Origin of the sequence: Streptomyces sp. NBC_01689, from assembly GCF_036250675.1 — a bacterium.
Classification (GTDB): Bacteria; Actinomycetota; Actinomycetes; order Streptomycetales; family Streptomycetaceae; genus Streptomyces.
Genome location: NZ_CP109592.1, coordinates 1,406,514 through 1,432,733 on the forward strand (window position 1 = coordinate 1,406,514; position 26,220 = coordinate 1,432,733).

26 protein-coding genes are annotated in these 26,220 nt (G+C 72.2%); 12 read left to right on the plus strand and 14 right to left on the minus strand.

Features of this window, described 5'->3' with window-relative positions; all coding sequences use genetic code 11:
- Nucleotides 1–99: 99 nt before the first annotated feature.
- From dnaK to OG776_RS05985, 7 genes are read left to right on the plus strand one after another with little or no spacing between them, the layout of a single operon-like run.
- A complete protein-coding gene (gene dnaK / locus OG776_RS05955) occupies nucleotides 100–1,995 on the plus strand; it encodes a molecular chaperone DnaK (RefSeq protein ID WP_148012059.1) in 1,896 nt (631 codons plus the stop codon).
- 9 nt (nucleotides 1,996–2,004) lie between these two features.
- A complete protein-coding gene (locus OG776_RS05960) occupies nucleotides 2,005–2,553 on the plus strand; it encodes a nucleotide exchange factor GrpE (protein ID WP_148012058.1) in 549 nt (182 codons plus the stop codon).
- Nucleotides 2,554–2,559: 6 nt separating this feature from the next.
- Nucleotides 2,560–3,519 (plus strand): DnaJ C-terminal domain-containing protein, encoded by a 960-nt coding sequence (locus OG776_RS05965; RefSeq protein ID WP_329319363.1) that lies wholly within the window; start codon nucleotides 2,560–2,562, stop codon nucleotides 3,517–3,519.
- The gene (locus tag OG776_RS05970) at nucleotides 3,516–3,911 is read left to right on the plus strand and encodes a chaperone modulator CbpM (RefSeq protein WP_148012056.1); all 396 of its coding nucleotides are present in this window, start codon (nucleotides 3,516–3,518) and stop codon (nucleotides 3,909–3,911) included. Before OG776_RS05965 ends, OG776_RS05970 begins: the two co-directional genes overlap by 4 nt.
- Nucleotides 3,902–6,544 (plus strand): ATP-dependent chaperone ClpB, encoded by a 2,643-nt coding sequence (gene clpB, locus OG776_RS05975; RefSeq protein ID WP_148012055.1) that lies wholly within the window; start codon nucleotides 3,902–3,904, stop codon nucleotides 6,542–6,544. The genes OG776_RS05970 and clpB overlap by 10 nt, the downstream gene beginning before the upstream one ends.
- Before the next feature lie 5 nt (nucleotides 6,545–6,549).
- Nucleotides 6,550–6,993, plus strand: a complete 444-nt coding sequence (trxA, locus tag OG776_RS05980; RefSeq protein WP_148012054.1) for a thioredoxin — start codon at nucleotides 6,550–6,552, stop codon at nucleotides 6,991–6,993.
- Nucleotides 6,994–7,045: 52 nt separating this feature from the next.
- On the plus strand, nucleotides 7,046–7,312 hold the full coding sequence (locus OG776_RS05985; protein ID WP_148012053.1) for a UBP-type zinc finger domain-containing protein: 267 nt from the start codon (nucleotides 7,046–7,048) through the stop codon (nucleotides 7,310–7,312).
- Between the two features lie 31 nt (nucleotides 7,313–7,343).
- Here OG776_RS05985 and OG776_RS05990 read toward each other — a convergent pair whose 3' ends face one another.
- Complete coding sequence (locus tag OG776_RS05990; RefSeq protein WP_148012052.1) at nucleotides 7,344–8,132, minus strand: IclR family transcriptional regulator; 789 nt, start codon at nucleotides 8,130–8,132, stop codon at nucleotides 7,344–7,346.
- A 93-nt stretch (nucleotides 8,133–8,225) separates the two neighbouring features.
- On the opposite strand from OG776_RS05990, the gene OG776_RS05995 reads away from it, so the two are divergent.
- The 3 genes from OG776_RS05995 to sthA all read left to right on the plus strand — a co-directional run bounded on the left by OG776_RS05995 (nucleotide 8,226) and on the right by sthA (nucleotide 12,197).
- Nucleotides 8,226–9,200: a 5-dehydro-4-deoxyglucarate dehydratase gene (locus tag OG776_RS05995; protein WP_329319368.1), complete on the plus strand. Its 975-nt coding sequence runs from the start codon at nucleotides 8,226–8,228 to the stop codon at nucleotides 9,198–9,200.
- A gap of 83 nt (nucleotides 9,201–9,283) precedes the next feature.
- Nucleotides 9,284–10,612 (plus strand): enolase C-terminal domain-like protein, encoded by a 1,329-nt coding sequence (locus OG776_RS06000; RefSeq protein ID WP_148012124.1) that lies wholly within the window; start codon nucleotides 9,284–9,286, stop codon nucleotides 10,610–10,612.
- Nucleotides 10,613–10,793: 181 nt separating this feature from the next.
- Nucleotides 10,794–12,197, plus strand: a complete 1,404-nt coding sequence (gene sthA / locus OG776_RS06005; RefSeq protein ID WP_148012051.1) for a Si-specific NAD(P)(+) transhydrogenase — start codon at nucleotides 10,794–10,796, stop codon at nucleotides 12,195–12,197.
- Between the two features lie 112 nt (nucleotides 12,198–12,309).
- Here the strand turns inward: sthA and OG776_RS06010 are convergent, their stop codons facing one another.
- Entirely contained in the window at nucleotides 12,310–14,880 is a 2,571-nt protein-coding gene (locus OG776_RS06010; RefSeq protein WP_329319370.1) for an FtsX-like permease family protein, read from the minus strand.
- On the minus strand, nucleotides 14,880–15,650 hold the full coding sequence (locus OG776_RS06015) for an ABC transporter ATP-binding protein (RefSeq protein ID WP_329319372.1): 771 nt from the start codon (nucleotides 15,648–15,650) through the stop codon (nucleotides 14,880–14,882). Before OG776_RS06015 ends, OG776_RS06010 begins: the two co-directional genes overlap by 1 nt.
- A gap of 283 nt (nucleotides 15,651–15,933) precedes the next feature.
- On the opposite strand from OG776_RS06015, the gene OG776_RS06020 reads away from it, so the two are divergent.
- Together OG776_RS06020 and OG776_RS06025 are read left to right on the plus strand one after the other, a co-directional pair.
- Nucleotides 15,934–17,235 (plus strand): sensor histidine kinase, encoded by a 1,302-nt coding sequence (locus OG776_RS06020; RefSeq protein ID WP_187286063.1) that lies wholly within the window; start codon nucleotides 15,934–15,936, stop codon nucleotides 17,233–17,235.
- Nucleotides 17,204–17,875, plus strand: a complete 672-nt coding sequence (locus OG776_RS06025; protein WP_148014363.1) for a response regulator — start codon at nucleotides 17,204–17,206, stop codon at nucleotides 17,873–17,875. The genes OG776_RS06020 and OG776_RS06025 overlap by 32 nt, the downstream gene beginning before the upstream one ends.
- 234 nt (nucleotides 17,876–18,109) lie before the next feature.
- On the opposite strand, the gene OG776_RS06030 is transcribed toward OG776_RS06025, so the two are convergent.
- The 11 genes from OG776_RS06030 to OG776_RS06080 all read right to left on the minus strand — a co-directional run bounded on the left by OG776_RS06030 (nucleotide 18,110) and on the right by OG776_RS06080 (nucleotide 26,165).
- Nucleotides 18,110–18,313 (minus strand): cold-shock protein, encoded by a 204-nt coding sequence (locus OG776_RS06030; protein WP_148014364.1) that lies wholly within the window; start codon nucleotides 18,311–18,313, stop codon nucleotides 18,110–18,112.
- Between the two features lie 181 nt (nucleotides 18,314–18,494).
- Nucleotides 18,495–19,460 carry a catechol 2,3-dioxygenase gene (locus OG776_RS06035; RefSeq protein ID WP_329319376.1) on the minus strand — a complete coding sequence of 322 codons (966 nt, stop codon included), beginning with the start codon at nucleotides 19,458–19,460 and terminating at the stop codon, nucleotides 18,495–18,497.
- Nucleotides 19,461–19,470: 10 nt separating this feature from the next.
- On the minus strand, nucleotides 19,471–20,559 hold the full coding sequence (locus OG776_RS06040; RefSeq protein ID WP_329319378.1) for a 4-oxalomesaconate tautomerase: 1,089 nt from the start codon (nucleotides 20,557–20,559) through the stop codon (nucleotides 19,471–19,473).
- Complete coding sequence (locus OG776_RS06045) at nucleotides 20,556–21,275, minus strand: 4-carboxy-4-hydroxy-2-oxoadipate aldolase/oxaloacetate decarboxylase (RefSeq protein ID WP_329319380.1); 720 nt, start codon at nucleotides 21,273–21,275, stop codon at nucleotides 20,556–20,558. The genes OG776_RS06040 and OG776_RS06045 overlap by 4 nt, the downstream gene beginning before the upstream one ends.
- Nucleotides 21,272–22,018, minus strand: coding sequence for a PIG-L deacetylase family protein (locus OG776_RS06050; RefSeq protein ID WP_329319382.1), 747 nt, complete (start codon nucleotides 22,016–22,018; stop codon nucleotides 21,272–21,274). Before OG776_RS06050 ends, OG776_RS06045 begins: the two co-directional genes overlap by 4 nt.
- A gap of 48 nt (nucleotides 22,019–22,066) precedes the next feature.
- Entirely contained in the window at nucleotides 22,067–22,717 is a 651-nt protein-coding gene (locus OG776_RS06055) for a GntR family transcriptional regulator (RefSeq protein ID WP_148014369.1), read from the minus strand.
- A gap of 473 nt (nucleotides 22,718–23,190) precedes the next feature.
- Nucleotides 23,191–23,670, minus strand: coding sequence for a DUF5707 domain-containing protein (locus tag OG776_RS06060; protein ID WP_148014370.1), 480 nt, complete (start codon nucleotides 23,668–23,670; stop codon nucleotides 23,191–23,193).
- Nucleotides 23,671–24,094: 424 nt separating this feature from the next.
- Entirely contained in the window at nucleotides 24,095–24,217 is a 123-nt protein-coding gene (gene ykgO, locus OG776_RS06065) for a type B 50S ribosomal protein L36 (RefSeq protein ID WP_148014371.1), read from the minus strand.
- Between the two features lie 33 nt (nucleotides 24,218–24,250).
- Nucleotides 24,251–24,511 (minus strand): type B 50S ribosomal protein L31, encoded by a 261-nt coding sequence (locus tag OG776_RS06070; protein ID WP_148014372.1) that lies wholly within the window; start codon nucleotides 24,509–24,511, stop codon nucleotides 24,251–24,253.
- 47 nt (nucleotides 24,512–24,558) lie between these two features.
- Nucleotides 24,559–24,723, minus strand: coding sequence for a 50S ribosomal protein L33 (rpmG, locus tag OG776_RS06075; RefSeq protein WP_148014373.1), 165 nt, complete (start codon nucleotides 24,721–24,723; stop codon nucleotides 24,559–24,561).
- A 122-nt stretch (nucleotides 24,724–24,845) separates the two neighbouring features.
- Entirely contained in the window at nucleotides 24,846–26,165 is a 1,320-nt protein-coding gene (locus OG776_RS06080; RefSeq protein WP_148014374.1) for a tetratricopeptide repeat protein, read from the minus strand.
- Nucleotides 26,166–26,220: the final 55 nt, after the last annotated feature.

Genomic DNA, 26,220 nt, shown 5'->3' on the forward strand with positions numbered 1-26,220 from the left:
CGCGCGTCGGGGCGCCCACGGCCGGGCGGACCCGACCTGAACACGACCGCCGTCACCGGACAGGGGCGGACGCCGGGGCGGCAGGCGAAGGAGTTCCTCATGGGCAAGGCAGTCGGAATCGATCTGGGCACCACCAACTCGGTGATCGCCGTGTGGGAGGGCGGTGAACCCACTGTCATACCGAACGCCGAGGGCTCGCGGACGACGCCCTCCATCGTCGCCTTCGCCGAAGGGGGCGAACGCCTGGTGGGCCAGCTCGCCAGGCGGCAGGCGATCCTCAATCCCAAGGGCACCATCTATTCGGCGAAGCGGTTCATCGGCCGGCACTACGACGAGGTGTCCGCCGAGGCCAAGGCGGTGGCCTACGACGTCGTCGAGGGCGAGGGCGGCGTCGCCCGTTTCAAGGTGCGCGACAAGCTGTACTCGCCCGAGGAGATCAGCGCACAGGTGCTGCGCAAGCTCGCCGACGACGCGGGGAAGCAGCTGGGCGAGCGGGTCACCGAAGCGGTCATCACCGTACCGGCGTACTTCAACGACGCGCAGCGCCAGGCGACCAAGGACGCCGGCCGGATCGCGGGCCTGGAGGTGCTGCGCATCATCAACGAGCCGACGGCGGCGGCGCTGGCGTACGGCATGGAGAAGAAGCAGCACGAGACGGTGCTCGTCTTCGACCTGGGCGGCGGCACCTTCGACGTGAGCATCCTGGACGTCGGCGACGGCGTGGTGGAGGTCCGTTCGACCGCGGGCGACAGCCACCTCGGCGGTGACGACTTCGACCGCCGGATCGTCGACCTGCTCGCCGACACCTTCCAGCAGGAGAACGGCATCGATCTGCGCAAGGACCCGCAGGCCCTGCAGCGGCTGTTCGAGGCCGCGGAGAAGGCCAAGACCGAGCTGAGTTCGGTGACCCAGACCCAGGTGAGCCTGCCGTTCATCACGGCGGACGCGTCCGGGCCCAAGCACCTGACCGAGACGATCATGCGGTCCAAGTTCGACCAGATCACCGCCGACCTGGTGGAACGGACCCTGGAGCCGGTCAAGCAGGCGATGAGCGACGCCAAGGTCAGCGAGAACGACATCGACGAGGTCATTCTCGTGGGCGGCTCGACGCGCATCCCGGCGGTGCAGAGCCTGGTCCGGCGGCTGACCGGCGGCAAGGACCCGAACATGAGCGTGAACCCCGACGAGGTCGTGGCGCTGGGCGCGGCGATCCAGGCGGGCGTGCTCAAGGGTGAGGTCAAGGACGTACTGCTGCTCGATGTCACCCCGCTGTCGCTGGGCGTGGAGACCCGCGGCGGGGTCATGACGAAGCTCATCGAGCGGAACACCACGATCCCGGTGCGCCGCTCCGAGACGTTCTCCACGGCCGAGGACAGGCAGGAGGCCGTCGACGTCGTCGTGCTGCAGGGTGAGCGCGAACTCGCCGCGGACAACCGGGTGCTGGGCCGCTTCCAGCTCAAGGACATCCGTCCGGCACCGCGCGGCGAGCCGCAGGTGGAGGTCACCTTCGACATCGACGCGAACGGCATCCTGAACGTGACCGCGCGGGACAAGGACACCAGCAAGGAACAGAGCATCACCATCAGCGAGGGCTCCAACCTCGACCAGGGCGAGGTCGAGCGGATGGTCCAGGAGGCCGAGCAGCACCGCGGCGAGGACCAGGCACTGCGCGACGCCGTCGACGCCCGCAACGAGCTGGACGCGGTCGCCTACCAGGTCGAGCGCCGTCTGAGCGAGCTGGGCGAGGCCGCGCCGGAACACGAGCGGGCCCGTGCGGACATGCTCGTCTCCGACGCCCGCGAGGCCGTGCGGCAGGACGCGCCGCCGGACAAGGTCCGGCCCATGACCTCCGAGCTGCAGCAGATGCTGGCCTCGCTCGCCACCCACCAGGCGGGCGCGGGCACGACCTCCGAGGCCGCGCCCGGCGCACCGGGCACCACGGGCGCCCCGACCGGTTCCGACGACGTGATAGACGCCGAATTCGACAAGAGCTGAGGTGCGGTCATGGCCACCGGACAGGAGCCTGTGACGCCTCCCGAACAGGAGCGGCGCGTCGAGGACCCGGCTGCCGACGGACCGCCCCCTCCGGCCGCCGCGGCGCGGCCGGAGGCGGCCGACCGGTCCGCGGAGCTCGACGAGCTGCGGGACAGCTGGCGGCGCGCCCTCGCCGATCTGGACAACCTGCGCAAGCGTCACGCGAAGGAGCTGGAGCGCGTGCGCGGCGAGGAGCGCGCCCGCACCGCGGCGGCCTGGCTGCCGGTCCTCGACAACCTGGAACGGGCCCTGGCGCACGCCGACGCCGACCCGTCGGCCGTGCTGAAGGGCGTCGAGACCGTGCGCGACCAGGCGGTCGAGGTGCTGCGCGGCCTCGGCTACCCGCGCCACGAGGAGACCGGGGTGCCCTTCGACCCGACCAGACACGAGGTCGTCGGGGTCGTCGACGATCCCGGCGCCGAGCCCAACACCGTGGCCCAGGTGGTGAGTCCGGGCTACGGGTCGGACGGCAGCCAGTTGCGCCCCGCGTTCGTCATGGTCAGCAAGCGGCAGGAGTGACGCCACATGGCACGCGACTACTACGACGTGCTCGGGGTGCCGCGCTCCGCGAGCGCCGAGGAGATCCAGCAGGCCTTCCGCACGCTGGCGCGCAAGCACCACCCCGACGTCAACAAGGATCCGGGCGCCGAGGAGCGCTTCAAGGAGCTCAACGACGCCTACAGCGTGCTCTCCGACCCCAAGACCCGGCAGCGCTACGACCGCTTCGGCGAGGACTTCCGGCAGATCCCGGAGGACTACGACGAGCGGGTGGCCGCGGCGGCCGGGGCCCGGGGCGGACGGGCTGCCTGGGCGGGCGGCGGCGGAGGCGGCGGTGTCCGTTTCCGGACCGCCGACGGCGCCGGCTTCGACGGCTCCGGTGTCGACTTCGAAGACCTGTTCGGCGGGATGTTCGGACGGGGCGGAGGAGGCGGCGGCTGGGGTCCGGTGCCCGGCGCCGACCAGGAGGCGGAGATCCAGCTCGGCGTCGAGGAGGCGTACCGGGGCGGCAGGCGCAGCATCACGCTGGGCGGCCCGGCCGGACAGCGCGGCTACGACGTCACCGTCCCCCGGGGTGTGGTGGACGGCCAGCGCATCCGGCTGGCGGGAGAGGGTGGCCACGGCAGTGGTGACGGCCCACCGGGCGACCTGTACCTGCGGGTGCGCATCAAGCCCGACGGACGGTTCCGACTGGAGGGGCGGGACATCCATGTGGTCGTCCCGGTGACGCCGTGGGAGGCGGCCCTCGGCGCGACCGTGCCGGTGCCGACCCCCGGCGGCACGGTAAAGGTCACCGTCCCCGCGAACTCCTCCAGCGGCCGCCGGCTGCGGCTGCGCGGCGAGGGCATGCCCAACCCGCGCGGCCAGGACGGCGACCTCTACGCGGAGATCCGCATCATGGTGCCGCCCGAGCCCACCGCCCGCGAGCGCGAGCTCTTCGAGGAGCTGGCCGCCGTGTCCTCGTTCGACCCGAGGAGGCCCCGATGACCACCGCCCCCCGTCCCGGCGGCGCGGCCCGCCGCACCGCCGCACCGGACGCGCCGCCGGTTCTCACCGTCCGGGTGCGCGCCGCCGGCCTCGGTCCACCGCTGCGGCTCGGTCTGGACGCCGTGGCCCTCCGCTCCGGCATCCACCCGGATCTCGTCCGGCGGTTCGTCGCCCTCGGCCTGGTCGAGGCCACCCGGGACGCGACGGGCCGGCTGTGGTTCGCGCCGTCCGCCCCCGCCGCCCTCGCCCGCATCCAACGTCTACGGGCCGCGCTCCCCCTCAACTACGCCTCCCTGGGTCTGGTGGTCGACCTGCTCGACCGGATCAGTGAGCTGGAGGACGCGCTGAGGCGCAGCGACGCCGGCTCCAGGAGTGATGAATCGTGGATATGAACCGGCTCACCCAGAAGTCCCAGCAAGCGGTGCAGGAGGCGCAGACGATCGCCGGCCGGCTGAACCAGTCCGAGGTCGACGGTGAACATCTGCTGCTCGCCCTGCTCGACCAGCCGGACGGTCTGATCGCGCGGCTGGCGGACCAGACCGGTGCGGACACCCAGGCCCTGCGCGCCGCCGTCTCCGAGGAACTGGCCCGCCGGCCGAAGGTGACCGGGCCCGGCGCCACGCCCGGACAGGTGTACGTCACCCAGCGGCTGGCCCGGGTGCTGGACGCCGCCGAGCAGGAGGCCAAGCGACTGAAGGACGAGTACGTGTCGGTCGAGCACCTTCTGCTGGCGCTGGCGGAGGAGGGGTCCCGGACGGCCGCGGGGCGCCTGCTCAAGAAGTTCGGCGTCACCGAGGACGCGTTCCTGGCCGCGCTGACCCGGATCCGCGGCAACCAGCGCGTCACCTCGGCGACCCCCGAGGCGTCGTACGAGGCCCTGGAGAAGTACGGCCGTGATCTGGTGGCCGAGGCGCGCGGCGGCCGGATGGACCCGGTGATCGGCCGGGACGCGGAGATCCGCCGGGTGATCCAGATCCTGAGCCGCAAGACCAAGAACAACCCGGTGCTCATCGGCGACCCGGGCGTGGGCAAGACGGCCATCGTGGAGGGTCTGGCGCAGCGCATCGTGCGCGGTGACGTGCCGGACGGGCTGCGCGACCGGACGATCTTCTCGCTCGACATGAGCGCCCTCGTGGCGGGCGCCAAGTACCGCGGCGAGTTCGAGGAACGGCTGCAGGCCGTGCTGAGCGAGGTCAAGGCGGCCGAGGGGCGCATCCTGCTCTTCGTCGACGAACTGCACACGGTCGTCGGCGCGGGCGGCGGTGCCGAAGGGGCCATGGACGCCGGGAACATGCTCAAGCCGATGCTGGCCCGCGGCGAACTCCACATGATCGGGGCGACGACCCTGGAGGAGTACCGCAAGTACGTCGAGTCCGACGCGGCTCTCGAACGCCGCTTCCAGCAGGTGCTGGTGGACGAGCCGAGCGTCGAGGACACGGTCTCCATCCTGCGCGGGCTGCGCGAGCGGCTGGAGGTCTTCCACGGGGTGAAGATCCAGGACACGGCCCTGGTCGCGGCGGCCACCCTCAGCCATCGGTACATCACCGACCGGTTCCTGCCGGACAAGGCCATCGACCTGGTCGACGAGGCCTGTGCCCGGCTGCGGACGGAGATCGACTCCATGCCCGCCGAGCTGGACGGGATCACCCGCCGGGTGACCCGTCTGGAGATCGAGGACGCGGCGCTCGCGAAGGAGAGCGATCCGGCCAGCGCGAAGCGTCTGGAGGAGCTGCGCCGCGAACTGTCCGATCTGCGCGCCGAGTCCGACGCGATGCACGCCCAGTGGGACGCGGAGCGCCAGGCCATCCGCCGGGTGCAGGAACTGCGCCAGGAACTGGAACAGGTGCGGCAGGAGGCCGAGGAGGCCGAACGCAGTTACGACCTCGACCGCGCCGCCGAACTGCGCTACGGCAGGCTCACCGAGCTGGAACGCCGGCTGGCCTCCGAGGAGGAGCGGCTCGACTCCAAGCAGGGCGACAACCGGTTGCTGCGCGAGGTGGTGACGGAGGACGAGATCGCGGAGATCGTGGCGGCCTGGACGGGCATCCCGGTCACCCGGCTCCAGGAGGGCGAGCGCGAGAAGCTGCTGCGGCTCGACGAGATCCTCACCGAGCGGGTGATCGGCCAGGACGAGGCGGTCAAACTGGTCGCCGACGCCATCATCCGCGCCCGTTCCGGCATCCGTGACCCGCGCCGGCCCATCGGCTCGTTCCTCTTCCTCGGCCCCACCGGCGTCGGGAAGACCGAACTCGCCAAGACGCTCGCCGCGGCGCTCTTCGACTCCGAGGAGAACATCGTCCGGCTGGACATGAGCGAGTACCAGGAGCGGCACACCGTCAGCAGACTGGTCGGAGCCCCTCCCGGCTACGTCGGGTACGAGGAGGGCGGCCAGCTCACCGAGGCGGTGCGCCGCAAGCCGTACTCCGTGGTCCTGTTCGACGAGGTGGAGAAGGCTCACGCCGATGTGTTCAACACGTTGCTGCAGGTCCTCGACGACGGCCGGATCACCGACTCGCAGGGCCGCACGGTCGACTTCCGCAACACCGTGGTGATCATGACGTCGAACATCGGATCGGCGCACCTGCTGGACGGGGTGACCGCCGACGGCGAGATCGAGCCGGAGGCGCGGGCCCTGGTGCTGGGCGAGCTGCAGAGCCACTTCCGGCCCGAGTTCCTCAACCGGATCGACGACATCGTGCTGTTCAAGCCGCTGGGGCTGCCGCAGATCGAGCGCATCGTGGAGCTTCAGTTCAGCGACCTGCGCAGGCGTCTGGCCGAGCGGCAGATCAGCGTCGAGCTGACGCCCGCGGCGCTCGAACTCATCGCCCGGCAGGGCTTCGATCCGGTGTACGGGGCGCGCCCGCTGCGCCGGTACATCTCGCACGAGGTCGAGACCCTCGTGGGCCGGGCCCTGATCCGTGGTGACGTGCAGGACGGGTCGACGATCCGGGTCGACGCGCAGCACGGCGAACTGGTCGTCACCTACGGCGAACCGGCGGTGCCGGACGTCCGGAAGGCGGCGTGAGCGCGATGGGCGCGACATCGGCCGGGACGGTCACCTGCGACCACTGCGGCCGCGGCAACCGGGTGCCGGCGGCCGCCGCGGGCACCCCGCGGTGCGGGAACTGCCACTCCCCCCTGGCGTGGATCACCGAGGCCGGTGACGCGGACTTCGCCGAGGTCGCCGAACAGGCGAAGCCGTTCGTCCTCGTCGACCTGTGGGCCACCTGGTGCGGGCCCTGCCGGACGGTCAGCCCCGCGCTGGAGCGGGTCGCCCACGAACTCGCCGGACGGGTGAAGCTGGTCAAGGTGGACATCGACCGGAGCCCGCGGCTCGCCCAGCGGTTCCAGGTGCAGGCCGTGCCGACCCTGTTGCTGCTCGACGGGGGTGAGGTGATCTCCCGCAGGACCGGGGCGGCTCCCGCGCCGGCGCTGAGGGGGTGGGTCGAGGAGAGCCTGGCCGTCCGCCGATGAACCGGGCCCCGTGAAGCCCGGCCCCCGTGAAGGGGGAGGAAGGAGACCCGCCATGGCCGAGGCGCTGCCCGACCCGCATCTGCCGTACATCCGCTCCGTGACACCGCGCACCCCGGACGGGTGCGACGAGTGCCTGCACATCGGGTCCGAGTGGCTGCATCTGAGAATGTGCCTGACCTGCGGACACATCGGGTGCTGTGACTCCTCGAAGCTCCAGCACGCGCGGGCGCACGCCGCCACGGCGGGTCACCCCATCGTGCAGTCGTTCGAACCGGGTGAGGACTGGCGCTGGTGCTATCTCGACCAGGCCCTGGTCTGAGGTGCGCGGGCGCCGGGCCGGAGTTCCCCGGTCAGCGCCAGTCGGGGGCGCCCGGCGCCGGGGCGGCGAGGGTCTCGATCGTCGTCCGCAGTTCCCGCATGACGGAGACGATCCGCGCCTCGTGCTCGTCCGTGAGCCGGGCGACGGGCACCGAGCAGCTGACGGCGTCGACGGCCGGTGTGTCGTAGCGCAGGGCGAAGCCGAATCCCGCGATGCCGGGCACCGTCTCCTCCCGGTCGACGGAGTAGCCGCGCTCGCGCACCCCGGCGAGGTCCGCGAGCAGCGCGGCCCGGTCGGTGTGGGTGTTCCCGGTGAGGGCCGCCAACGGGCCGGCGGGGAGCGGGAGTCCGTCGTCGGGGCGTTCGGCGAGCAGCGCCTTGCCGAGGGCGCCCGCATGGGCCGGGACCCGGCGGCCGACCCGGCTGAGGGTACGCGGGTACTCGTGGGACTCCCGGGTCGCGAGGTAGACGACGTCCGGCCCGTCGAGCCGCGCGAGGTGGATCGTCTCGCCGAGCGTGTCCGAGACCTCGTCGAGGCGGGGGCGCACCGCGCGGACATGGGCGTCCGCGTCGAGATAGCCGGTGCCCGTGAGCAGGGCGCGGATCCCGATCCCGTAGAGCGAGCCGGTGGTGTCGGTGCGGACCCAGCCGCAGTCGACGAGGGTCCGCAGCAGTTGGTACATGCTGCTGCGCGGCACCTCCAGCTCCGCCGCGAGCTCGTCCAGACGGGCCGGCCGGTCGCCGCGCCCGGCGAGCAGTTCCAGCAGGGCGACGGTGCGGGACGCCGACTTCACGGCGCGCACGCCTCTGCTCTCGGACATGGGCCCCATCGTAAAACCGCCGAGCCTCCCCCCATTGACCCGCGATGGTTCACCCACCTAACCTTCATCTGCATACATAAACACCATCTGCATATGGGGATGCGCATCATGGAGCGGTTCAGCACGGAGGCCGAGGACGTGGCACGGCGACTGCGGGACGGCATGGCGGGCGGCGTGCTGTCCTTCCCTCTCACGAGCTTCCGGGACGACGGCGGCCTCGACCTGGACTCGTACCGCGCCTATCTGACCGCCCAGCTCGCGACCGCGCCGGGCGCGGTCTTCCCCGCCTGCGGAACCGGTGAGTTCTTCTCCCTGGACGAGGACGAGTACCGCGCGGTCGTCACGGCCACGGCCGAGATCGCCGACGGGCGGCTGCCGGTGGTCGCGGGCATCGGCTACGGCTGGGCACAGGCGCTGCGGTTCGCCCGGATCGCCGAGGAGGCCGGCGCGGACGCCCTCCTGGTGATGCCGCACTACCTGGTCGCCGCCCCGCAGGACGGCCTGGTGGAGCAGCTGCGCCGGATCGCGGCCGGCACCTCCCTGCCCCTCATCGCCTACCAGCGCGGACAGGTCGCCTTCAGCGCAGACAGTCTGCGCAGGATCGCGGACATCCCCACGGTCGTCGGCCTCAAGGACGGCCACAGCGACCTCGACCGGCTCCAGCGGCTCACGCTCGCCGCCCCCGACGGCTTCCTGTTCTTCAACGGCGCCTCGACCGCGGAGGTCCAGGCCCGCGCCTACGCCACCGTGGGCGTGCCCGCCTACTCCTCCGCGGTCCACGCCTTCGCACCGGACATCGCGAACGCCTTCTTCACCGCGCTGCGCGACGACGACCAGGAGCGCACGACCGCTCTGCTGCGGGACTTCTACGTCCCGCTCGTCGAACTGCGCGACCGGGTGCCGGGCTACGCCGTCTCGCTGGTCAAGGCAGCCGCCCGGCTGCGCGGCCTGCCCGTCGGCCCGGTCCGGGCACCGCTCACCGACCCCGGCCCGGACGACCTCGCCCTCCTCGCGAAGATCCTCGACGCCGGACAGCTCCTGACCGAAGCCGCGCCCGGCCGACGCTGACCCCCGGCGCTCCCCTCCTCTCCGCCTCCCCTCCTCCCCGCGCCCCCACCCACCGCGTACACAAGGACCCCGAAGACATGGGCATCAGCCAGCCGACCGTCACCGCCTTCGACGTCTATCCGGTCGCGGGGCGGGACTCCATGGAACTGAACCTCTCCGGCGCGCACGGCCCCTACTTCACCCGCAACGTGGTCGTCCTGACGGACTCGGAGGGCCGCACGGGGCTCGGCGAGGTCCCGGGCGGGGAGAGGATCACCCGGACCCTGCGGGACGCCGGGCCACTGGTCGTCGGCGCGAAGGTGGGCGACTACCAGCGCGTGCTGCGGGAGATCGGGGCCGAGTTCGCCGACCGGGACTCCGGCGGACGCGGCGCCCAGACCTTCGACCTGCGGACCACCGTCCACGCCGTCACCGCCGTCGAGTCGGCGCTGCTCGACCTCCTCGGACAGCACCTCGACGTACCCGTGGCGGCCCTCCTCGGCGACGGCCAACAGCGCGCTTCCGTACGGGTCCTCGGCTATCTGTTCTACGTCGGTGACCCCGACCGCACCGGCCTGGAGTACGTCCGCGAACCGGACGCCTCCGTGGACTGGTACCGGATCCGCCACGAGGAGGCCCTCTCCCCCGGGGCGATCGTGCGCCAGGCGGAGGCCGCGTACGACCTCTACGGCTTCCGGGACTTCAAGCTCAAGGGCGGTGTGCTGGCGGGCACCGAGGAGGTCGAGGCCGTTCGCGCGCTGAAGGACCGCTTTCCCGAGGCGCGGATCACCCTCGACCCGAACGGAGCGTGGTCGCTGCGCGAGGCCGTCGAGCTGTGCGCGCCCCTGGTCGGCACCCTCGCCTACGCCGAGGATCCCTGCGGGGCCGAGGACGGCTACTCGGGGCGGGAGATCCTGGCGGAGTTCCGGCGCGCCACCGGTCTGCCGACGGCGACCAACATGATCGCCACCGACTGGCGGCAGTTGACCCACGCCCTGGCCCTGCAGTCGGTCTCCATCCCGCTGGCCGACCCGCACTTCTGGACGATGCGCGGCTCCGTACGGGTCGCCCAGCTCTGCCACGCGACGGGACTGACCTGGGGCTGCCACTCCAACAACCACTTCGACATCTCGCTCGCCATGGTGACCCACTGCGGCGCGGCGGCACCGGGTGCGTACAACGCCCTGGACACGCACTGGATCTGGCAGGAGGGGCTGGAGCGGCTCACCGTCGAGCCGCCGCGCATCGTCGACGGGGAGATCGCCGTCCCGGACGCCCCCGGGCTCGGGGTCCGCGTCGACATGGACCGGCTCCTCGCGGCCCACGAGCTCTACCGGGAGAAGGCACTCGGGGCGCGCGACGACGCCGCCGGAATGCAGTTCCTCATCCCTGGCTGGGAGTTCGACGGCAAGCGTCCGTGTCTGGTGCGGTGACCTCCGGCGGTCGGCCGTCGGGGGGCGATCGTCGGGGTGTCGGCGTTCGGCGGGGCGGGCGTCGCGCGTCCGGCGTCCGCCGCCGTGGGCGGCGTTGACCACCGTATTTTTCCCCGCGCGACGTGGTCCGTTGCCCCTGCGCCCTTCCGGGGAAGGACGTCGGCCTGACAGACTCCGGAGAGTGCGCGACTTCGACATGCTTGTCATAGGATCCGGCCCCGGTGGGCAGAAGGCCGCCATCGCCGCGGCGAAGCTCGGCCGCCGGGTCGCCGTCGTCGACCGGCCCGACATGGTCGGCGGGGTGTCCATCCACACCGGGACCATCCCCTCCAAGACCCTGCGCGAGGCGGTCCTCTACCTCACCGGCCTCACCCAGCGCGACATGTACGGGCAGAGCTACCGGCTCAAGGAGGACATCACCGTCGCCGACCTGACCGCGCGCACCCAGCACGTGGTCAGCCGCGAGGTCGACGTCATCCGCAGCCAGCTCTCCCGCAACCACGTCTCCCTCTTCGCCGGCACCGGGCGCTTCGTGGACGACCACACCGTCGCCCTGACCGAGGCCAACGGCAACGAACAACTGCTGACCGCCGAGCACATCGTGATCGCCACCGGCACCCGGCCGGCCCGGCCCGCCTCCGTCGAGTTCGACGGACGCACGATCATGGACTCGGACAACGTTCTCAACCTGGAGCGGGTGCCGCGCTCCATGGTCATCGTCGGCGCCGGTGTGATCGGCATGGAGTACGCCTCCATGTTCGCCGCCCTCGGCAGCAAGATCACGGTGGTCGAGAAGCGGGCCTCCATGCTCGACTTCTGCGACGTCGAGGTCATCGAGTCGCTGAAGTACCACCTGCGCGACCTGGCCGTCACCTTCCGCTTCGGTGAGACGGTCGCCGCGGTCGAGCGTCACCCCCGGGGCACGCTCACCGTCCTGGAGAGCGGCAAGAAGATCCCCGCGGACACCGTGATGTACTCCGCGGGCCGACAGGGTCTCACCGACGAACTCGACCTGGACAAGGCGGGGTTGTCCGCCGACCCGCGCGGCCGGATCAAGGTTGACGAGAACTACCGCACCGAGGTCCCGCACATCTACGCCGTGGGCGACGTCATCGGCTTCCCGGCCCTGGCCGCGACCTCGATGGAGCAGGGACGTACGGCGGCGTACCACGCGTTCGGCGAACCGGTGCACCCGATGCACGACCTCCAGCCGATCGGCATCTACACCATCCCGGAGATCAGTTTCATCGGGCGCACCGAGGACCAGCTCACCGAGGACTGCGTGCCCTTCGAGGTCGGCGTCTCGCGCTACCGGGAACTGGCCCGGGGCCAGATCATCGGCGACTCGCACGGCATGCTCAAGCTCCTCGTCTCCCCCGACGACCGCAAGCTGCTCGGCGTGCACTGCTTCGGCACCGGTGCCACCGAGCTGATCCACATCGGCCAGTCGGTGATGGGCTGCGGCGGCACGGTCGACTACCTGGTCGACGCGGTGTTCAACTACCCGACGCTCGCGGAGTCCTACAAGGTCGCCGCCCTGGACGCGACCAACAAGATCCGCCAGATCGACCGGCTCAAGGACTGACCGGCGGGGCTGGGCTGGGCTGGGCTGGGGCGCGACGGCGACGTCACGCCCAGCCCCAGCCCCAGCGGGCCTCGCCCCTCCCGTCGTCGGCGTCCACGGCCGCGCTCCCCCGTCACTCCCTCGCGCTGATCGCCTCCACCGGTCTGATCCTCAGCAGCAGTCGGGTGGGGACCATCGTGCCGGCCGCCGCGAGGACGGCCACCGTGCCGGAGATCGCCAGGAGGCCGAGCGCCGGCACGGCCGGGAACGGCGAGCCGGTCATCGCCAGGGCGACGAGGACCAGCGGGAACACGGCAACCAGTAGCCCGACGCCCACTCCGGTCCCGATGACGACGACGCCCTCCCGTCGCATCATGCCCAGGACCTGTCGGTGGGTCGTGCCGGACAGCCGCAGCAGGGCGAACTCGCGCCGGCGCGCGGCGGTGCTCATCGCCAGCGTGTTCACCACGGTGATCGCCGTGTACGCGATGATCACGCCGACGACCAGGTAGTTGACCCAGGCGTTCGCCCGTTGCCCGGCCAGCTGGTCGTCGACGGCGAGACCGTCCTCGACCACGGTGCCGGGATACTCCTTCGCCGCGTGCGACAGCTCCCGCGTCAGCCCGGGCGCCGAGGGGGCCGAGCGGACCAGTACCGACCCGTCGGCCTTCCCGGTGGTGTGGGCGAGCAGCAGATCGTGGTCCATCGTCAGGTCGGCGAACCCGAAGCCCCGTGCGTAGACGGCGACGACCTTCCCACGGAACGGGGTGCCGTCCCCCAGATGGAGACGGGCGGTGTCCCCGACCCCGAGACCGAGCCAGGAGGCCGCGGTGGTGCTGATCGCCACGGTGTCGCGGGACAGGGCCCCGATGTCCCCCTTCTCCCGCCGCAGGTCGAGGACCGTGCCGAGTGCCCCGGGTTCGACGCCCTGCACGCTGAACGAGACGGCCTCGTCGGCGCCCATCAGACTGCCCGCGCCGACGGCCTTCGAGGTCACCAGCCCGGTGGCCGACGCCACTCCCTTCATACCGCGCACCTTGCGGGCCAGTTCGGGCGACACCCCGGCGGGCGCGGTCAGGACGTGGTCGGCGAGGAGCCCCGACCGCACCTGCTCGGCGGACTCCCGGAGTCCGGTGGTCTGCGCGAAGACGACGGTCGACGCGAAGGACACGGCCAGCACCAGCGGGGTGATCGCCCCGGCCAGCCTGACGGCGTTGGCCCGGGTGTTGGCAGCGGCGAGACGGCCGGTGACACCGGTCCTTGCGACCAGCGGACCGAGCAGGCGTACGGCGGTACGGGCGACCAGCGGCCCGAGGACCGCGACGGTGATCACGAGGAGGAGCACGAGCGAGTTGGCAAGGCCCACGAGGGTGAAGAAGTCGGTGTCCTGGACGGTGCCGGTGACGAAGAGGCTCGCCGACAGCGCCAGCAGCACGAAGCCGGTGATCAGGCGTCCGCGGCCGAGACCGGGTGTCTCCACGGCGGCCTCGCCCAACGCCTCCGTGGGCCGGATCCGGGTCGCCCGGTGGGACGCGGACACCACCGCGACCAGGGCGGTCAGGACGGTCACGAGCGCCGCCGCGAGAAACGGCAGCGGGCTGACGACGAGACCGAAGTCGGGCGGCACGATGCCGTGTCCGGCGAACCGGTCACGGAGCCAGTGGACGAGGAGCAGCCCCGCCGGGCAGCCCAGCACACCGGCGGCCAGGCCCGTGGCCGCGGCCTCGGCGGCGACCATGCGCCGGATCTGGCCGGGTGTGGTGCCGATCGCGCGCAGCAGGGCGATCTCCCGGCGGCGGTGCCGGATCGACAGCGAGGTCGTGGCGTACAGCACGAAGACGGCGACGAGCAGGACGTTGCCGCCGACCGCGGCGGCCAGCACGACGAGGTCGGAGCCGCCGAGGGTGACGTCGAGGAACTCCGCCCTCCCGCGGTCCCGGCCCGTGTGCACCGCGAGGGTGTCGTCGTGCAGCGCGGTCGTGACGGCGTCGGCGAGCCGTTGTGGCGGGGTGCCCGGGGAGGCGAGGACGCCGAAGGCCTCGACGGAGGCACCGGGGAGGGAGCGGAGCAGGTCGTCGTCGCCCAGGAGGACCACCGACCGGCGCGGTGACCGCCCGCCCCGCGGCGCGACGAGTCCGCTCACCTCGAAGGCGCGCGGCACCGAGGCGCTCATCAGGCGGATTCCGTCGCCGGGGCGGACGCCGGCCCGGGCCGCGGTGTCGGTGTCCAGGACGATCTGCCCGGCCCTCCGCGGCGCGTGACCGGCGGTCAGCCGGAGGTCTCCCAGGCGCAGCGTCGACCAGTTGTGCGCCTCGACCGGCGCGCCGTGGCGTCCCGGTACCGGCCGGCCCGCGGCGGTCACCAGCCGTACGGTGGCGGCCCGGTCCGTGATCACGGACCGCACTCCGTCGACGGCGGTGAGCCGGTCGGCGGTCGCGGGGCGCAGCGGGACCCGCTCGGGCAGTGGCTGCGTCTCCCTGACGGTCGTCCCGTCGATGTCCTGGAGGGTGAGTTCGACCTCCTGACGTCCCGCGACGACGACGTCCGCGGCCGCGTACCGCTCGGGGGAGGAACCGGCCCGGATGCCGGACTCCAGCAGGATGCCGCAGGCGCTGAGGACGGCGGCTCCCAGGAGCAGGGCGACGAAGGTGCCGGCGAAGCCGCCCTTGCGGGCCTTGAGCGTGAGCAGGGCGAGACGCAGCATCAGGCGGCCCTCCGCAGGCCGGACATGACGTGGGCGACGCGGTCCGCGCTGGGCGCGTCCATACCGTCGACGATCCGTCCGCCGCTGAGGAAGACGGCGTGGTCGGTGTGCGCGGCGGCCGTCGGGTCGTGGGTGACCATCACCACCGTCTGGTGCAGGTCGGTGACCGCCTGCCGCAGCAGGTCCAGGATGTCCCGCGCGGTCTCCGGGTCGAGTGCGCCGGTCGGCTCGTCGGCGAAGACCACCTCCGGGCGGGTGACCAGGGCGCGGGCGATCGCCACCCGCTGCTGCTGGCCGCCGGACAGCTGGGCGGGCCGCCGGGTCAGCCGTCCGGCCAGGCCGACGGCCGTGACGATGTGGTCGAACCAGTCGGCCTCCGCCTGCCGCCCGGCCAGTCCGAGCGGCAGCCTGATGTTCTGTTCGACGGTCAGCGAGGGAAGGAGGTTGAAAGCCTGGAACACGAAGCCGACGCGGGTGCGCCGCAGCTCGGTCAGCCGCCGCTCCCTGAGCAGTGACAGATCGTGCGGGCCGAGGCGGACCACTCCCGAGGTGGGGCGGTCCAGGCCCGCCGCGCAGTGCAGGAACGTGCTCTTGCCGGAGCCCGAGGGTCCCATCACCGCGGTGAACGTACCCGGCGCGATGTCCGCGCCGACCCGGTCCAGCGCGAGTACGGCCGTCGGTCCCTGTCCGAACCGTTTGGTCACGTCCTTCAGTCGCACCGCGTACCGCCCGTCGGCGGGGTCCGCCGGTTGTTGGTCCCAAGACCGCACTGTGACTCCTCGTACGAGTTCTTCCGTTGCCCTCGTGTGCTGTCTCCAGTGCATCGGCGGCGACCGGGCAGGGCCTCCGCCGGACCGTCGAACCCTTGGCTCCGCCGGCCGGGTGAGGTCGCGGTCCGGGCTCCGCCGTACGAAGGAGACCGCGGCCCCCGGTACCGCCGGTCCCGTGGGGCGTCTCCTCCTTCCGGACGATGCCGTCAGGGAGGAGACCGGCCGCACGGTCTCAACCCCTGGGCAGGGCGACGTCGTCGGGCGGGCGTCTACCGTGGGGGCCATGGACCTGATGGACTCGTTCGCCGGGCGTCGCGTGCCGCCGGCCGTCGTCGACGCGGGTCTGGCCCTGCTGTTCACCGCCGCGTGCGTCGTACTGCCCCTGGCGATACCGCCCGACGGGCCCGAGCTGCGCGCGCCGGACGGCTGGTGGCTGCCGCTCGTCCTGGTGTCCGCGGTGCCGTTCGCCGTCCACCGCCGGTTCCCGGTGCCCGCGCTGCTGGTGATGTCCGCGGCGGCCGCCACGCTTCAGGGCCGCCACTACGTGCCACCGCTCTCCGGGGACGGCGGGATGTCCATCGGCCCGACCTACACGGCCGTGGCCACGGGGGTCTTCCTCACCGCGGTGCGGTGCGCTCCGCGGACGGGCACCTGGGTCGTGACGGGGTTCGTCCCGGCGGCGGCCGTCGCCGAAGCGGTCCTCGCGCCGGACGGGCACCGCATCACCACGCTGCTCACCGACGCCGTGCTGCTGGTCGCGGCGTGGGCGCTGGGACGGCTCGCACGGGCCCGTACCGCGATCCGGGACGAGGCTCTGGAGCGGGCCGCGGCGCTCGAACGCGAACAGGCCGCCGACGCGCGGGCCGCCGTCATGGCGGAGCGCGCCCGGATCGCCCGGGAGCTGCACGACATCGTCGCCCACAACGTCAGTCTCATGGTCGTGCAGACCATCGCCGCCGACCGGGTCCAGGACCGTGACGGGCACAAGGCCCACGAACTGCACGGCACCATCGAGGAGACCGGCCGGGCCACCGTGACCGAGCTGCGCCGGCTTCTCGACGTGCTGCGCACCGACGAGGACGCGGAGACCGACCCGAACAAGGAACCGCCGCAGCCCACCATCGGCGCCCTGCCCACACTGGTCGACTCGGTGCGCGCCGCCGGCCTGCGGGTCGAGTTCAGCACCACGGGTACCCCCGCCGACCTCCCGGCCGGATCACAACTCGCCGTGTACCGCGTCGTGCAGGAGGCGTTCACCAACACGCTCAAGCACGCCGGCCGCACCCGCACCGCCCTCAGCGTGGCCTGGGAGCCCGACCGGCACCGGCTCACCGTCCGGCTCTGCGACGACGGTCCGCCGCCGGGAGGCACGTCCACGCGTCCGCCCGCCCCGGCGCGGGGCACGGGGCACGGGCTGGTCGGCATGCGGGAGCGCGTCGGCGCCGTCGGCGGCTCCCTGCACACCGGCGGCCGGCCCGGAGGCGGCTACTGCGTCCACGCCGTCGTCCCCGTCCCCTCCCCCGATCCCCATCCGCACGAAGGGCACTCCCCGCATGACACCCATCCGCGTCCTGCTGGTCGATGACCAGCCCATGATCCGGACCGGATTCCGGCTCATCCTGGAGGCCGAACCGGACATCACCGTCGTCGGCGAGGCCTCGGACGGCATCGGCGCCGTCGAGAGCGCCGAGGCCCTCAGACCCGACGTGGTCCTCATGGACATCCGGATGCCGCACCGGGACGGTGTGGAGGCCACCCGTCTCATCGCGCGTCCGGGGTCACCGAGCCGTGTCGTCATCCTCACCACGTTCGACCTGGACGCGCACGTGGTCGACGCCCTGCGGGCCGGGGCCAGCGGATTCCTGGTGAAGGACGGTCCCGCCGACTCCCTGGTCGGGGCGATCCGCACGGTGGCCTCCGGTGAGGCCGTCCTCTCGCCTCGCGTCACCCACCGGCTGCTGGACCGCTTCGCCCGACTCGCCGCGCCGGAGACACCTCAGGTGCCGTCGGGGCTGGAGGCCTTGACCGGCCGCGAGCTCGACGTGCTCCGCGCCCTGACCCGGGGGCTGTCCAACGCGGAGATCGCGCTCGAACTCGGCGTGGGAGAGACCACCGTCAAGACGCACGTCGCCCACATCCTGGAGAAGTACGGACTGCGCGACCGGGTCCAGGCCGTCATCCTGGCCTACGACTGCGGGCTGGTCGTCCCGCGCAGGACCGTCTGACCGCGAGCGGACGACGGGAAGCGCTCCGGAACTCCTGGTCCGGCGCGCTCCGGAACTCCTGGTCCGGCGCGGCGGACAGCGGGCGCCCCGTGCCGTCGGCGGGTGTCGCGGGCCCGGAGCGGCTGTCGTCGTCCCACTGCGTCCGCCGCCACCGTCCACCTGGCGCCCACTCGCGATCACCGGAGCGGAGCGTCCCGCCGGACGCGGCCGGCGGGACGGGTGTTCAACCGGTGGTCACCTCGGTGTGACGTTCTCCGCCTGCGGCCCCTTGGGCCCCTGGGTGACATCGAACGCGACCGCCTGGTTCTCCTCCAGCGACCTGAAGCCATTGGCGTTGATCGCCGAGTAGTGGACGAACACGTCCGGTCCGCCACCCTCCTGCTCGATGAAGCCGAAGCCCTTCTCGGCGTTGAACCACTTCACGGTGCCAGTTGCCATCGATCCTGATCCTTCTTGACGTGCCACGGCACCGAGCGGTGCCGGCCGGAGCCCTGCGAGGCGCCGGCGCCCCCAGTCTCCCCACCCGCGGACCGTCTCACCCGCAACGCCGGGCCCGTGATCACACTTCAACGACAAACGATCAGGATCCACCCCGCTCCGATCGGACCCGATCGAGGTGTCATGTGTTCCCGGACTGATCCACCGGCGGAGTGCCGTGCGTGTGGAAGGACTCGATGGTCTTGAGGCCCCATGCCTGGCCCTTGGCCCGTTCGGCCTCCGTCCAGGTGATCAGTGGCCAGTCGGGGGCCAGGACGAGGCGGGTGAGCGGGTTGCACAGTTCGACGCGGTTGCCGCCGGGCTCGTAGACGTACAGGAAGAACGTCTGCTGGATGGCGTGCTTGTGCGGGCCGGTCTCGATGAACACCCCGGTGTCGAGGGCCAGATCGGCGGCGCGCAGGATGTCCTCGCGGGTGTCGGTGGCGAACGCGATGTGGTGCAGGCGCCCGTGCGACCCCGTCCGGTCCTCGGTATAGACGACGTCGTACGACTTGTTCGTGAACGTCAGCCACTTCGCGGCGATCCTGCCGACGTCGAGCCGGATCTGTTCGGTCGGCCGGGCGCCGAGCAGATGTTCGTGGAAGTCGGCGTTGGCGGCGACATCGGCCGCGAGGTAGTTGACGTGGTCCAGACGGCGTACGCCCACGCCGTGGGCCGGCTTGGCCTGGGGCTGGTTCTTCAGGCCGGGCCTGAGTGTGTCCGGGGCGCGGTACCACTCCGACTCCCAGTACAGCGCGGTCTCGTGGCCGTCGGGATCGGCGGTGACGTACACGGGGCCGAGGCCCGGTTCGTCGTCGGTCCAGCGACCCTCGTGGCCCGCCGAAGTCAACTCCTCGATCCTGCGTCGCAGTGCCTCCTCGCTGGAGGCCCGCAGTGCCGTGCGGCGCAGGCCCGAGGTCCCGTGCGCGGTGAGGACCAGGCTGTGGTGCTCGTAGTCGTCCCAGGTCCGCAGGTAGACCGAGTCGCCGCGGCTGCCGTTGACCGTCAGGCCGAGGAAGTCGGTGAAGAACCGCAGACTCGCGTCCGGTTCCGGGGTGAGCAGTTCGACGTGCCCGAGGTGGGCGATGTCGCCGAGGGGCGGGGCCATCCAGGACTCCTCACGGGTGGGCTGCGGTCGCGGCGGGCCGGGGGAAGACCGTGCCGTCGAAGATCTTTCGTGCCGTGCGGACGACGGTGGTGCGCCGGGCCACCGGGCCTGCTCCGTCCGGTCGTTGATCGATGGCGGCCTCGATGTCGAGGAATCCCGTGGGGTGTTCGATGCGCAGCAGGTCCCCGTGCGCGGGAAGCCGGGCGAGTCCCTCACCGACGCCGCCCGCGACGCGCAGGCCCGCGGCGACGCCGGCCGCGCCGAGCACACCGATCGAGGGGTGGCAGCGCACCGGGATGAAGGTACGGGTCATCACGGCGCCTCCGTGCAACGGCGGGGCGAGCAGGCTGAGTTTGGGCACGGTGGCCGCCGTCGTGTCACCGAGGCCCATCAGCTTCCCCGCCTCACCCCGGATCGCGCGCAGCCGGTCGGCGAGCGCGCGGTCCTCCTCCAGGTCCCCGGGTTCCTCGTAGCCGGTGACCTGAAGGGCGGACGCGGCGATCAGTACGGTCGGCATCCCGTTGTCCACGCAGGTCACCGGGGTGCCCGCCACGGTGTCGCGGGCGTGACCGGTGGGCAGCAGCGGACGGGGGCCCGGCGGGAACTCGATGAGCACGGGCGCGGCCGTCCCGGGTACACCGGAGATCTCGGCCGTACCGCCGTAGTCGACGCGCCCGCCCGGCGTGGCGAAGGTGGCGACGGCCAGGTCGTCGGAGTTGACCATCCGGATCCGTACGGAGGTCCGCTCCGGCCCCGCTCCCACCAGTCCGCGTTCGACGGCGAACGGGCCGACCCCGGCGAGCAGGTTGCCGCAGTTCTGCCTGCCGGAGACCTCGGGCCGGTCGACTCCGACCTGGAGGAACAGGTAGTCGACGTCCGTCCCGGGGGCGGCCGACGCGGAGATCACGGCCACCTTGCTGGTCAGCGGGTGCGCTCCGCCGAGGCCGTCGAGCTGGCGCGGGTCGGGGCTGCCCATGACCCGTAGCAGCAGGTCGTCGCGTGCGCCGGGGGCGGCCGGGAGGTCGTCCGCCAGGAAGTAGGCGCCCTTCGAGGTGCCTCCGCGCATGAGCATGCAGCGCACTTCCTCGCCGGCGCTCATGACACGGTGCCGTCGCGGACGTCGGGGGCGCACTCCTCGTAGGAGCGGTACCGCACGCCGAGCCGTTCGAGGGTCTCCCGCAGGCCGTAGCGGTCCAGGCCCAACTGTCCCCCGGCGAAGGCGATCCGGGTGGCTTCCTCCTTGGCGGCGCGTGCCTCGGCCGCTCTGACCGCCGCACCGGACCGTTCGCGGGGCACGCACACCACTCCGTCGTCGTCGGCGACGATCACGTCCCCGGGCCGCACGATCTGGCCGCCGAGCACCACGGGCAGGTTCACCGAGCCCGCCGTGGCCTTGACGGTGCCTCGCGCGCAGACCGCCGTCGACCACACGGGGAAGCCCATCGCGCGCAGCCCGGCCGTGTCGCGTACGCCCGCGTCGATGACCAGACCGCGCACCCCGCGATGGCTGAGCGCGGTGGCGAACAGGTCGCCGAACATCCCGTCGGTGGAGGGCGAGGAGGTGGCGACGACGAGGATGTCCCCCGGCGCGCACTGCTCGACCGCCGCGTGGATCATGAGGTTGTCGCCGGGGGCGCAGAGCGCGGTCACCGCGGTGCCCGCGACGCGTACGTCCTGCTGGACGGGCCGGAACCCGGGGCCGAGGCTGCCCCGGCGGCCCATGCCCTCGTGCACGGTGGCCACCCCGTGGCCGGCCAGCGCCTCGACGTCCTCGGCGTGCGCGCGGGGCGGGTCGGTGATGATGAGACCGCTCACGCCAGTACCTCCGTGACCTGCGGGTAGGGGCGCATGTAGGCCTCGGCGTAAGCGGTGTGGGGCAGACCGAGGTTGGGGCCCGCGTTCCGCCTGAGCTGGACGCCGCGCCGTTTTCCCAGGTCCGTGTAGTACTCCCACAGGTGCTGCTGGGTGGTCAGGCGTTCCATGGCCGCGCGTTTGGTGTCCCACACCGGGGTGATGTCGAGGAGGACCTCCGGCCTGAAGCCGCACATCTCCGGCTGGTGCGGTTCGAAGAGGAACACGGGAGGGGCGCCGATGACCTCGCCGTCGGACGGATAGCCGACGGCCTGGGCGAGGACGCGCGCGTCGAGCGCCATCCGTGCGGCGGCGGGGTGGTCGCCGTTGTACGGGTCGTCCGGGGGGTGGGTCAGCACCACGTCGGGCCGGGTGTCGCGGTAGATCCGGACGAGACGGTCGGTCAACTCCGGTGTCACGGGCAGGGGGTAGTCGCCCGCGTCGAGGAAACGGACCTCGGCCCCGAGGACCTGTGCCGCCGCCTCGGCCTCGGCCCGGCGTATCTCCTTGATCTCCGCCAGCTTCCGTCCCTCGCGCCAGGCTCGGGCGGACTCACCCCGCTCCCCGTAGGTGAGGCAGGCGATGGTCACCTTCTCTCCGCGGGAGGCGGCCAGGGCGACGGCCCCTCCGGCCCGCCAGACGAAGTCCCCCGCGTGTGCGGTGATGACGAGAGTCGATCGTGCGATGGGCGCCTTGCCGTGCGTCATGGCTCACAGCTCCTTGGTGGACGGACCGGTCGGCCCACCTCGCGGGGGTCATCGGCGCAGTGCGTCGATGACCCCCGCGAGGTGGCCGCGGACGGCCGCCTCGGCCGCCTGCGGGTCCCGGGCCCTGATCGCGTCGATCATGGCCAGGTGCTCACTCAGGGACTGCTGGGGACGTCCGGGCCTCAGCGCGAGCTGGAAACGATGACGCACGAGTTGTCCGTTGAGCCGCTCCAGCAGTTCGACCGCGACCTGCTGGCCGGAGAACTCCCGGATCCGGCCGTGCAGTTCGTGGTTGAGCCCGGAGTAGACCAGCGGCTCGCCCTCGGCGACCGCCTTCGACATCGCGGCTCCCAGCTCGGCCAGTTCGGTGAGCTGGTCCTCGGTGGCGGCGACGGCGGCCTTGGCCGCGCACAGGCCTTCGAGAGCCATACGGCATTCGGTGATGGCCACCGCCTCCTCGACGGTCACCACCCGCACCCGCGAGCCGCGGTTGCGGATCCGCTCGACCAGCCCCTCCGATTCCAGCTCGATCAGGGCCGCCCGGACGCTGGCACGGGTGACATCGAACCGCTCGGCGAGTTCGTTCTCCACCAGCCGTTGGGCCGGCACCATCTCGCCCAGCAGGATCGCCTGCCGCAGCTGGGCCAGTGCGTGCTTCCTGGCCTGCTCGCCGGTGCCCGGACGGGCTTCCTTCGGCATCGTGCCCTCCCTGATGTGAGTGCCTGTCGAACGTAGAACCAGGCCGCGAAGATTGTCAACAATTTTGTCCGGTATGTTGCCGACATGCGCGCCGGCAGGACGGCGTCGGTGACGAGGGTGCCGAACCGGCCAAGCGTCCCACGGGTGTTCGTGCGGATTCGCACCGGACTGGCACGATCGATGTGGCGGGAATGCGCCGGGCACGGGAATCCGCGAAGGCTGCGGAAAACGACTGAGCCCCGCCCTCGGGATGGGAGGACGGGGCTGTGTGGAGCGCCGGGCAGGCCTTGCACCTGCATTTCCCCGCAGGAAGCGGGGCGTCTTTCCTTGGACCACCAACGCCGGGCCCGCTGCCGGAGATCCGGCGGCGTGCTCAAGATCGACCATAGCCGAGAGGCGCCGCGGTTCACAACTCGAAGGGGAGGAGGGCCCGTTCCCCGCTCAGGACCCGTCGCCGGGCGCCCCCGGGGCGTTCAACCCGCGTGACGCGTGACGGTGAAGGTCGACGCCTTGGCGGAGAAGGTCGCGCCGTGGTCCTCGGCGGTGACGAGGACCGCCATGTACCAGGTGCCGGTGGGGATGTCGGCGACGTCCTTCCGGCCGGCGACCGGGGTCCGGTAGGCGCACACCGACGTGGTCGCCGAGGACGCCTCGCAGGTGGCGCTCTCCACGGACACCATCTCCGACGCCCTGGGGGCCAGGTGCGAACTCTTCGGCCAGGCCAGCACCTTCACGCTCCTGATGCCCGAGTCGTCGGACACGGTCGTGGTGAACGTGAGGGCGTCGCTCCCGCCGTCTCCCAGGACCACCGGGTCCGAGGAGGACTTCCCGATCACCGGCTTCCCCGTCGGGCCGGCCGCGTCGGCGGTCCCGACGAGGGCGACGGTGGCAGCGGCGCCGCCACCCAGGACGACGGCACCGGCGAGCACGGAGACGGCGAGGCGCTTGGACATGTGGTTCCCCCAGGAGGAGTCGGTCGCGGCCCGACCACCGCACACGCGGCGTCGGTTCGGCACGGAGCACGACAAATCCTCGTGACCGAAAGGTGGCTGACGGTCCATCAGTCAGTGGATGCTTGTCGTGCCGTGTGACGTCCATGGTGTGGCCCGCCGCGACCGCCGGACATGAGTACCCCTACTCAACCCGCCTCGGTACGGCTCCGGTGAGTACCCGGCGGCTCCCGGGAATCCGGCGGGCTCCCGTCCGCGGCAGCGGGCTCCCGAGAGGGCCGCGGGCTCCCGACGGGACTGCGGGCTCCCGACGGGCGGGCGGGTTCCGTGCCGCGCGGTCGCCGCGGCCGTACGCGAACGGCCGGCCCGGTCCTCGCGCGAGGACCGGGCCGGCCGCCTGACTCGATGTCCGCCCCCGTGCGCTCCGTCAGCCCTGGCGGGCCTTGAAGCGCGGGTTCTTCTTGTTGACGACGAAGGTCACACCACGCCGGCGCACCACCTGGGCGCCGGGCTTCGACTTCATCGAACGCAGGGAATTACGTACCTTCACAGCTCTGCTCTCCTTCTGCCGGACACGCCGCGTTCAGTGGCGCGGCGAGGCCGCGCGGCCGTAGCGGCGCTCGAAGCGCTCCACCCGGCCCGCACTGTCCACGACCCGCGACTTCCCGGTGTGGAACGGATGACTGGCCGACGAGATCTCGACGTCGATCAGCGGGTAGGTGTTGCCGTCCTCCCACTCGATCGTCCTCGACGAGTTCGCCGTCGAACGCGTCAGGAACGCGACGTCCGCCGACCGGTCGCGGAAGACGACCGGCCTGGACTCGGGATGAATACGGGGCCTCATGCGTGTTCCCTCCTTGCCACTGTCCTCCCGGCCGGGCCGGGGTCGATTCAGCGCTCCTCGCGGAACGGAACGTGCTCGCCGACCACCGGGTCGTACTTGCGCAGGACGAGCCGGTCGGGGTCGCTGAGACGGTTCTTGCGCGTCACGTAGGTGACGCCGGTCCCGGCGGTCGACCTGAGCGTGACGACGGGACGCGCGCTGCTGCGTGCCATGAGGTCCTCCTTCCGCCCACACCGCGAGGATCTTGACTCGCGCATGTCAGCTACGTGGGGTGTAACAGCGGACCCCCGCGTCGCATTCCCGCCGTGCCGGGCGTACCGGGAACCGGTCGCGGTCAGGCGAAACGTGCGCTCGGAACGGGTCCGGTGGAGGTCAGCCGGGCCCGGTCGCCGCGGAGCCAGGAGCCGCGGACCGCGGCGGCGAAGTCGGTGAGGGACGAGAGCGGGTCCGCGGGCGTCCCGCCGTCCCCCGCCTCCGGCGACGGATCGGCGCCCACGATCCCGGCGGCGATCCGCTCGGCCGGCCGGCCGTCGGCGGGCCCGCGCTCCACGTCGCCGTCGTCGCCCACCCGCATCTGCTCGCCCCAGGGCGTCACGGCCGACTGGTGCAGCAGCGTCACGCTGTCGGCGGTGATCACCGGGGCGTCGGTCCAGTTGCTCGCGTGTTCATGGAGCACCTGTCCCGGTACGCGGGCGAAAAGCTGTTTCAGGATCTGCGGGCCCTCATCGGTCTCGGCCACCCCGTTCAGGTCGTACGCGACCACCACGGTGTCCTCCCGGCCGGGGGCGAACGCCTCCGCGGGGAGGCCGAGCACCTCGGCGGCGGCCAGTCCGAGGATCCGGCTGTCGCGGTCGGGCAGCAGCGACACCGACCGGGGGCACACCTCCGCGGCGTCCAGCAGCGCCCTCAGCCGCAGCAGACCCTCCAGGCACAGTGCGTAGGAGTCCTGCAGCCATGCGTACCGGCCGGTCATCCCGGCGCCGAAGCCGAACGGCGACAGGGTGCCGAGGACCGTGCCGCCCAGCACGAACTGCCAGCCGCGCAGGTCCGTCGGGCCGAGCCCGCTCACCGGCTCCGCGCTCGCGGCTCGCTCCAGCATGCGGTTCTGCCGGTCGCGCGGGGGCTCCCACAGGGCGTCCGCCGGGTCGGGCAGCAGCCCGTGCCGGCTCCGGGCCAGCGGGAGGTCACCCGACATGATCGCGTTGTGGACCAGGAGGTAGCGGTCCGGCCACGCCGCGAAGTCGTTCTCGTGCCGGGTCAGCACCTCGACGGCGTCGCCGTGCCGGCCCTCGCGCTCGTACGCGGACACGAGCTCACGCATCACCGTCAGCGCGCCCGGGTTTCCGAGCAGCGCCTCGCGCAGCGCGGGGATCGCGAGCGCGGGGAGTCCCCGTTCGACGCAGGCGTATCCGAAGTCGTAGAGCGCCTGTCCCCTCCCGGGATCGGCGACCAGCGCGGCCGCGGCCTCGCGGAGGTCGTCGAACCCGGCCATCTCCGCGGCGCGGCCGACCACGAGTGCCGTCTCCGCGAGCGGCTGGGTCCCGGCGCCCGGTTTCAGCAGCCGCAGGGCGCCGGGTATGTCTCCGGCGTCCAGGCACTCCCATGCCTTCAGCGGGTCGGCGGACTTCGGTCGGCGGAGCTTGCGAGAGAACATGCCGGAGATCATCTCCGGCAGGAGCGGCGCTCTCAACAGATTTGTCGCCGCCCGG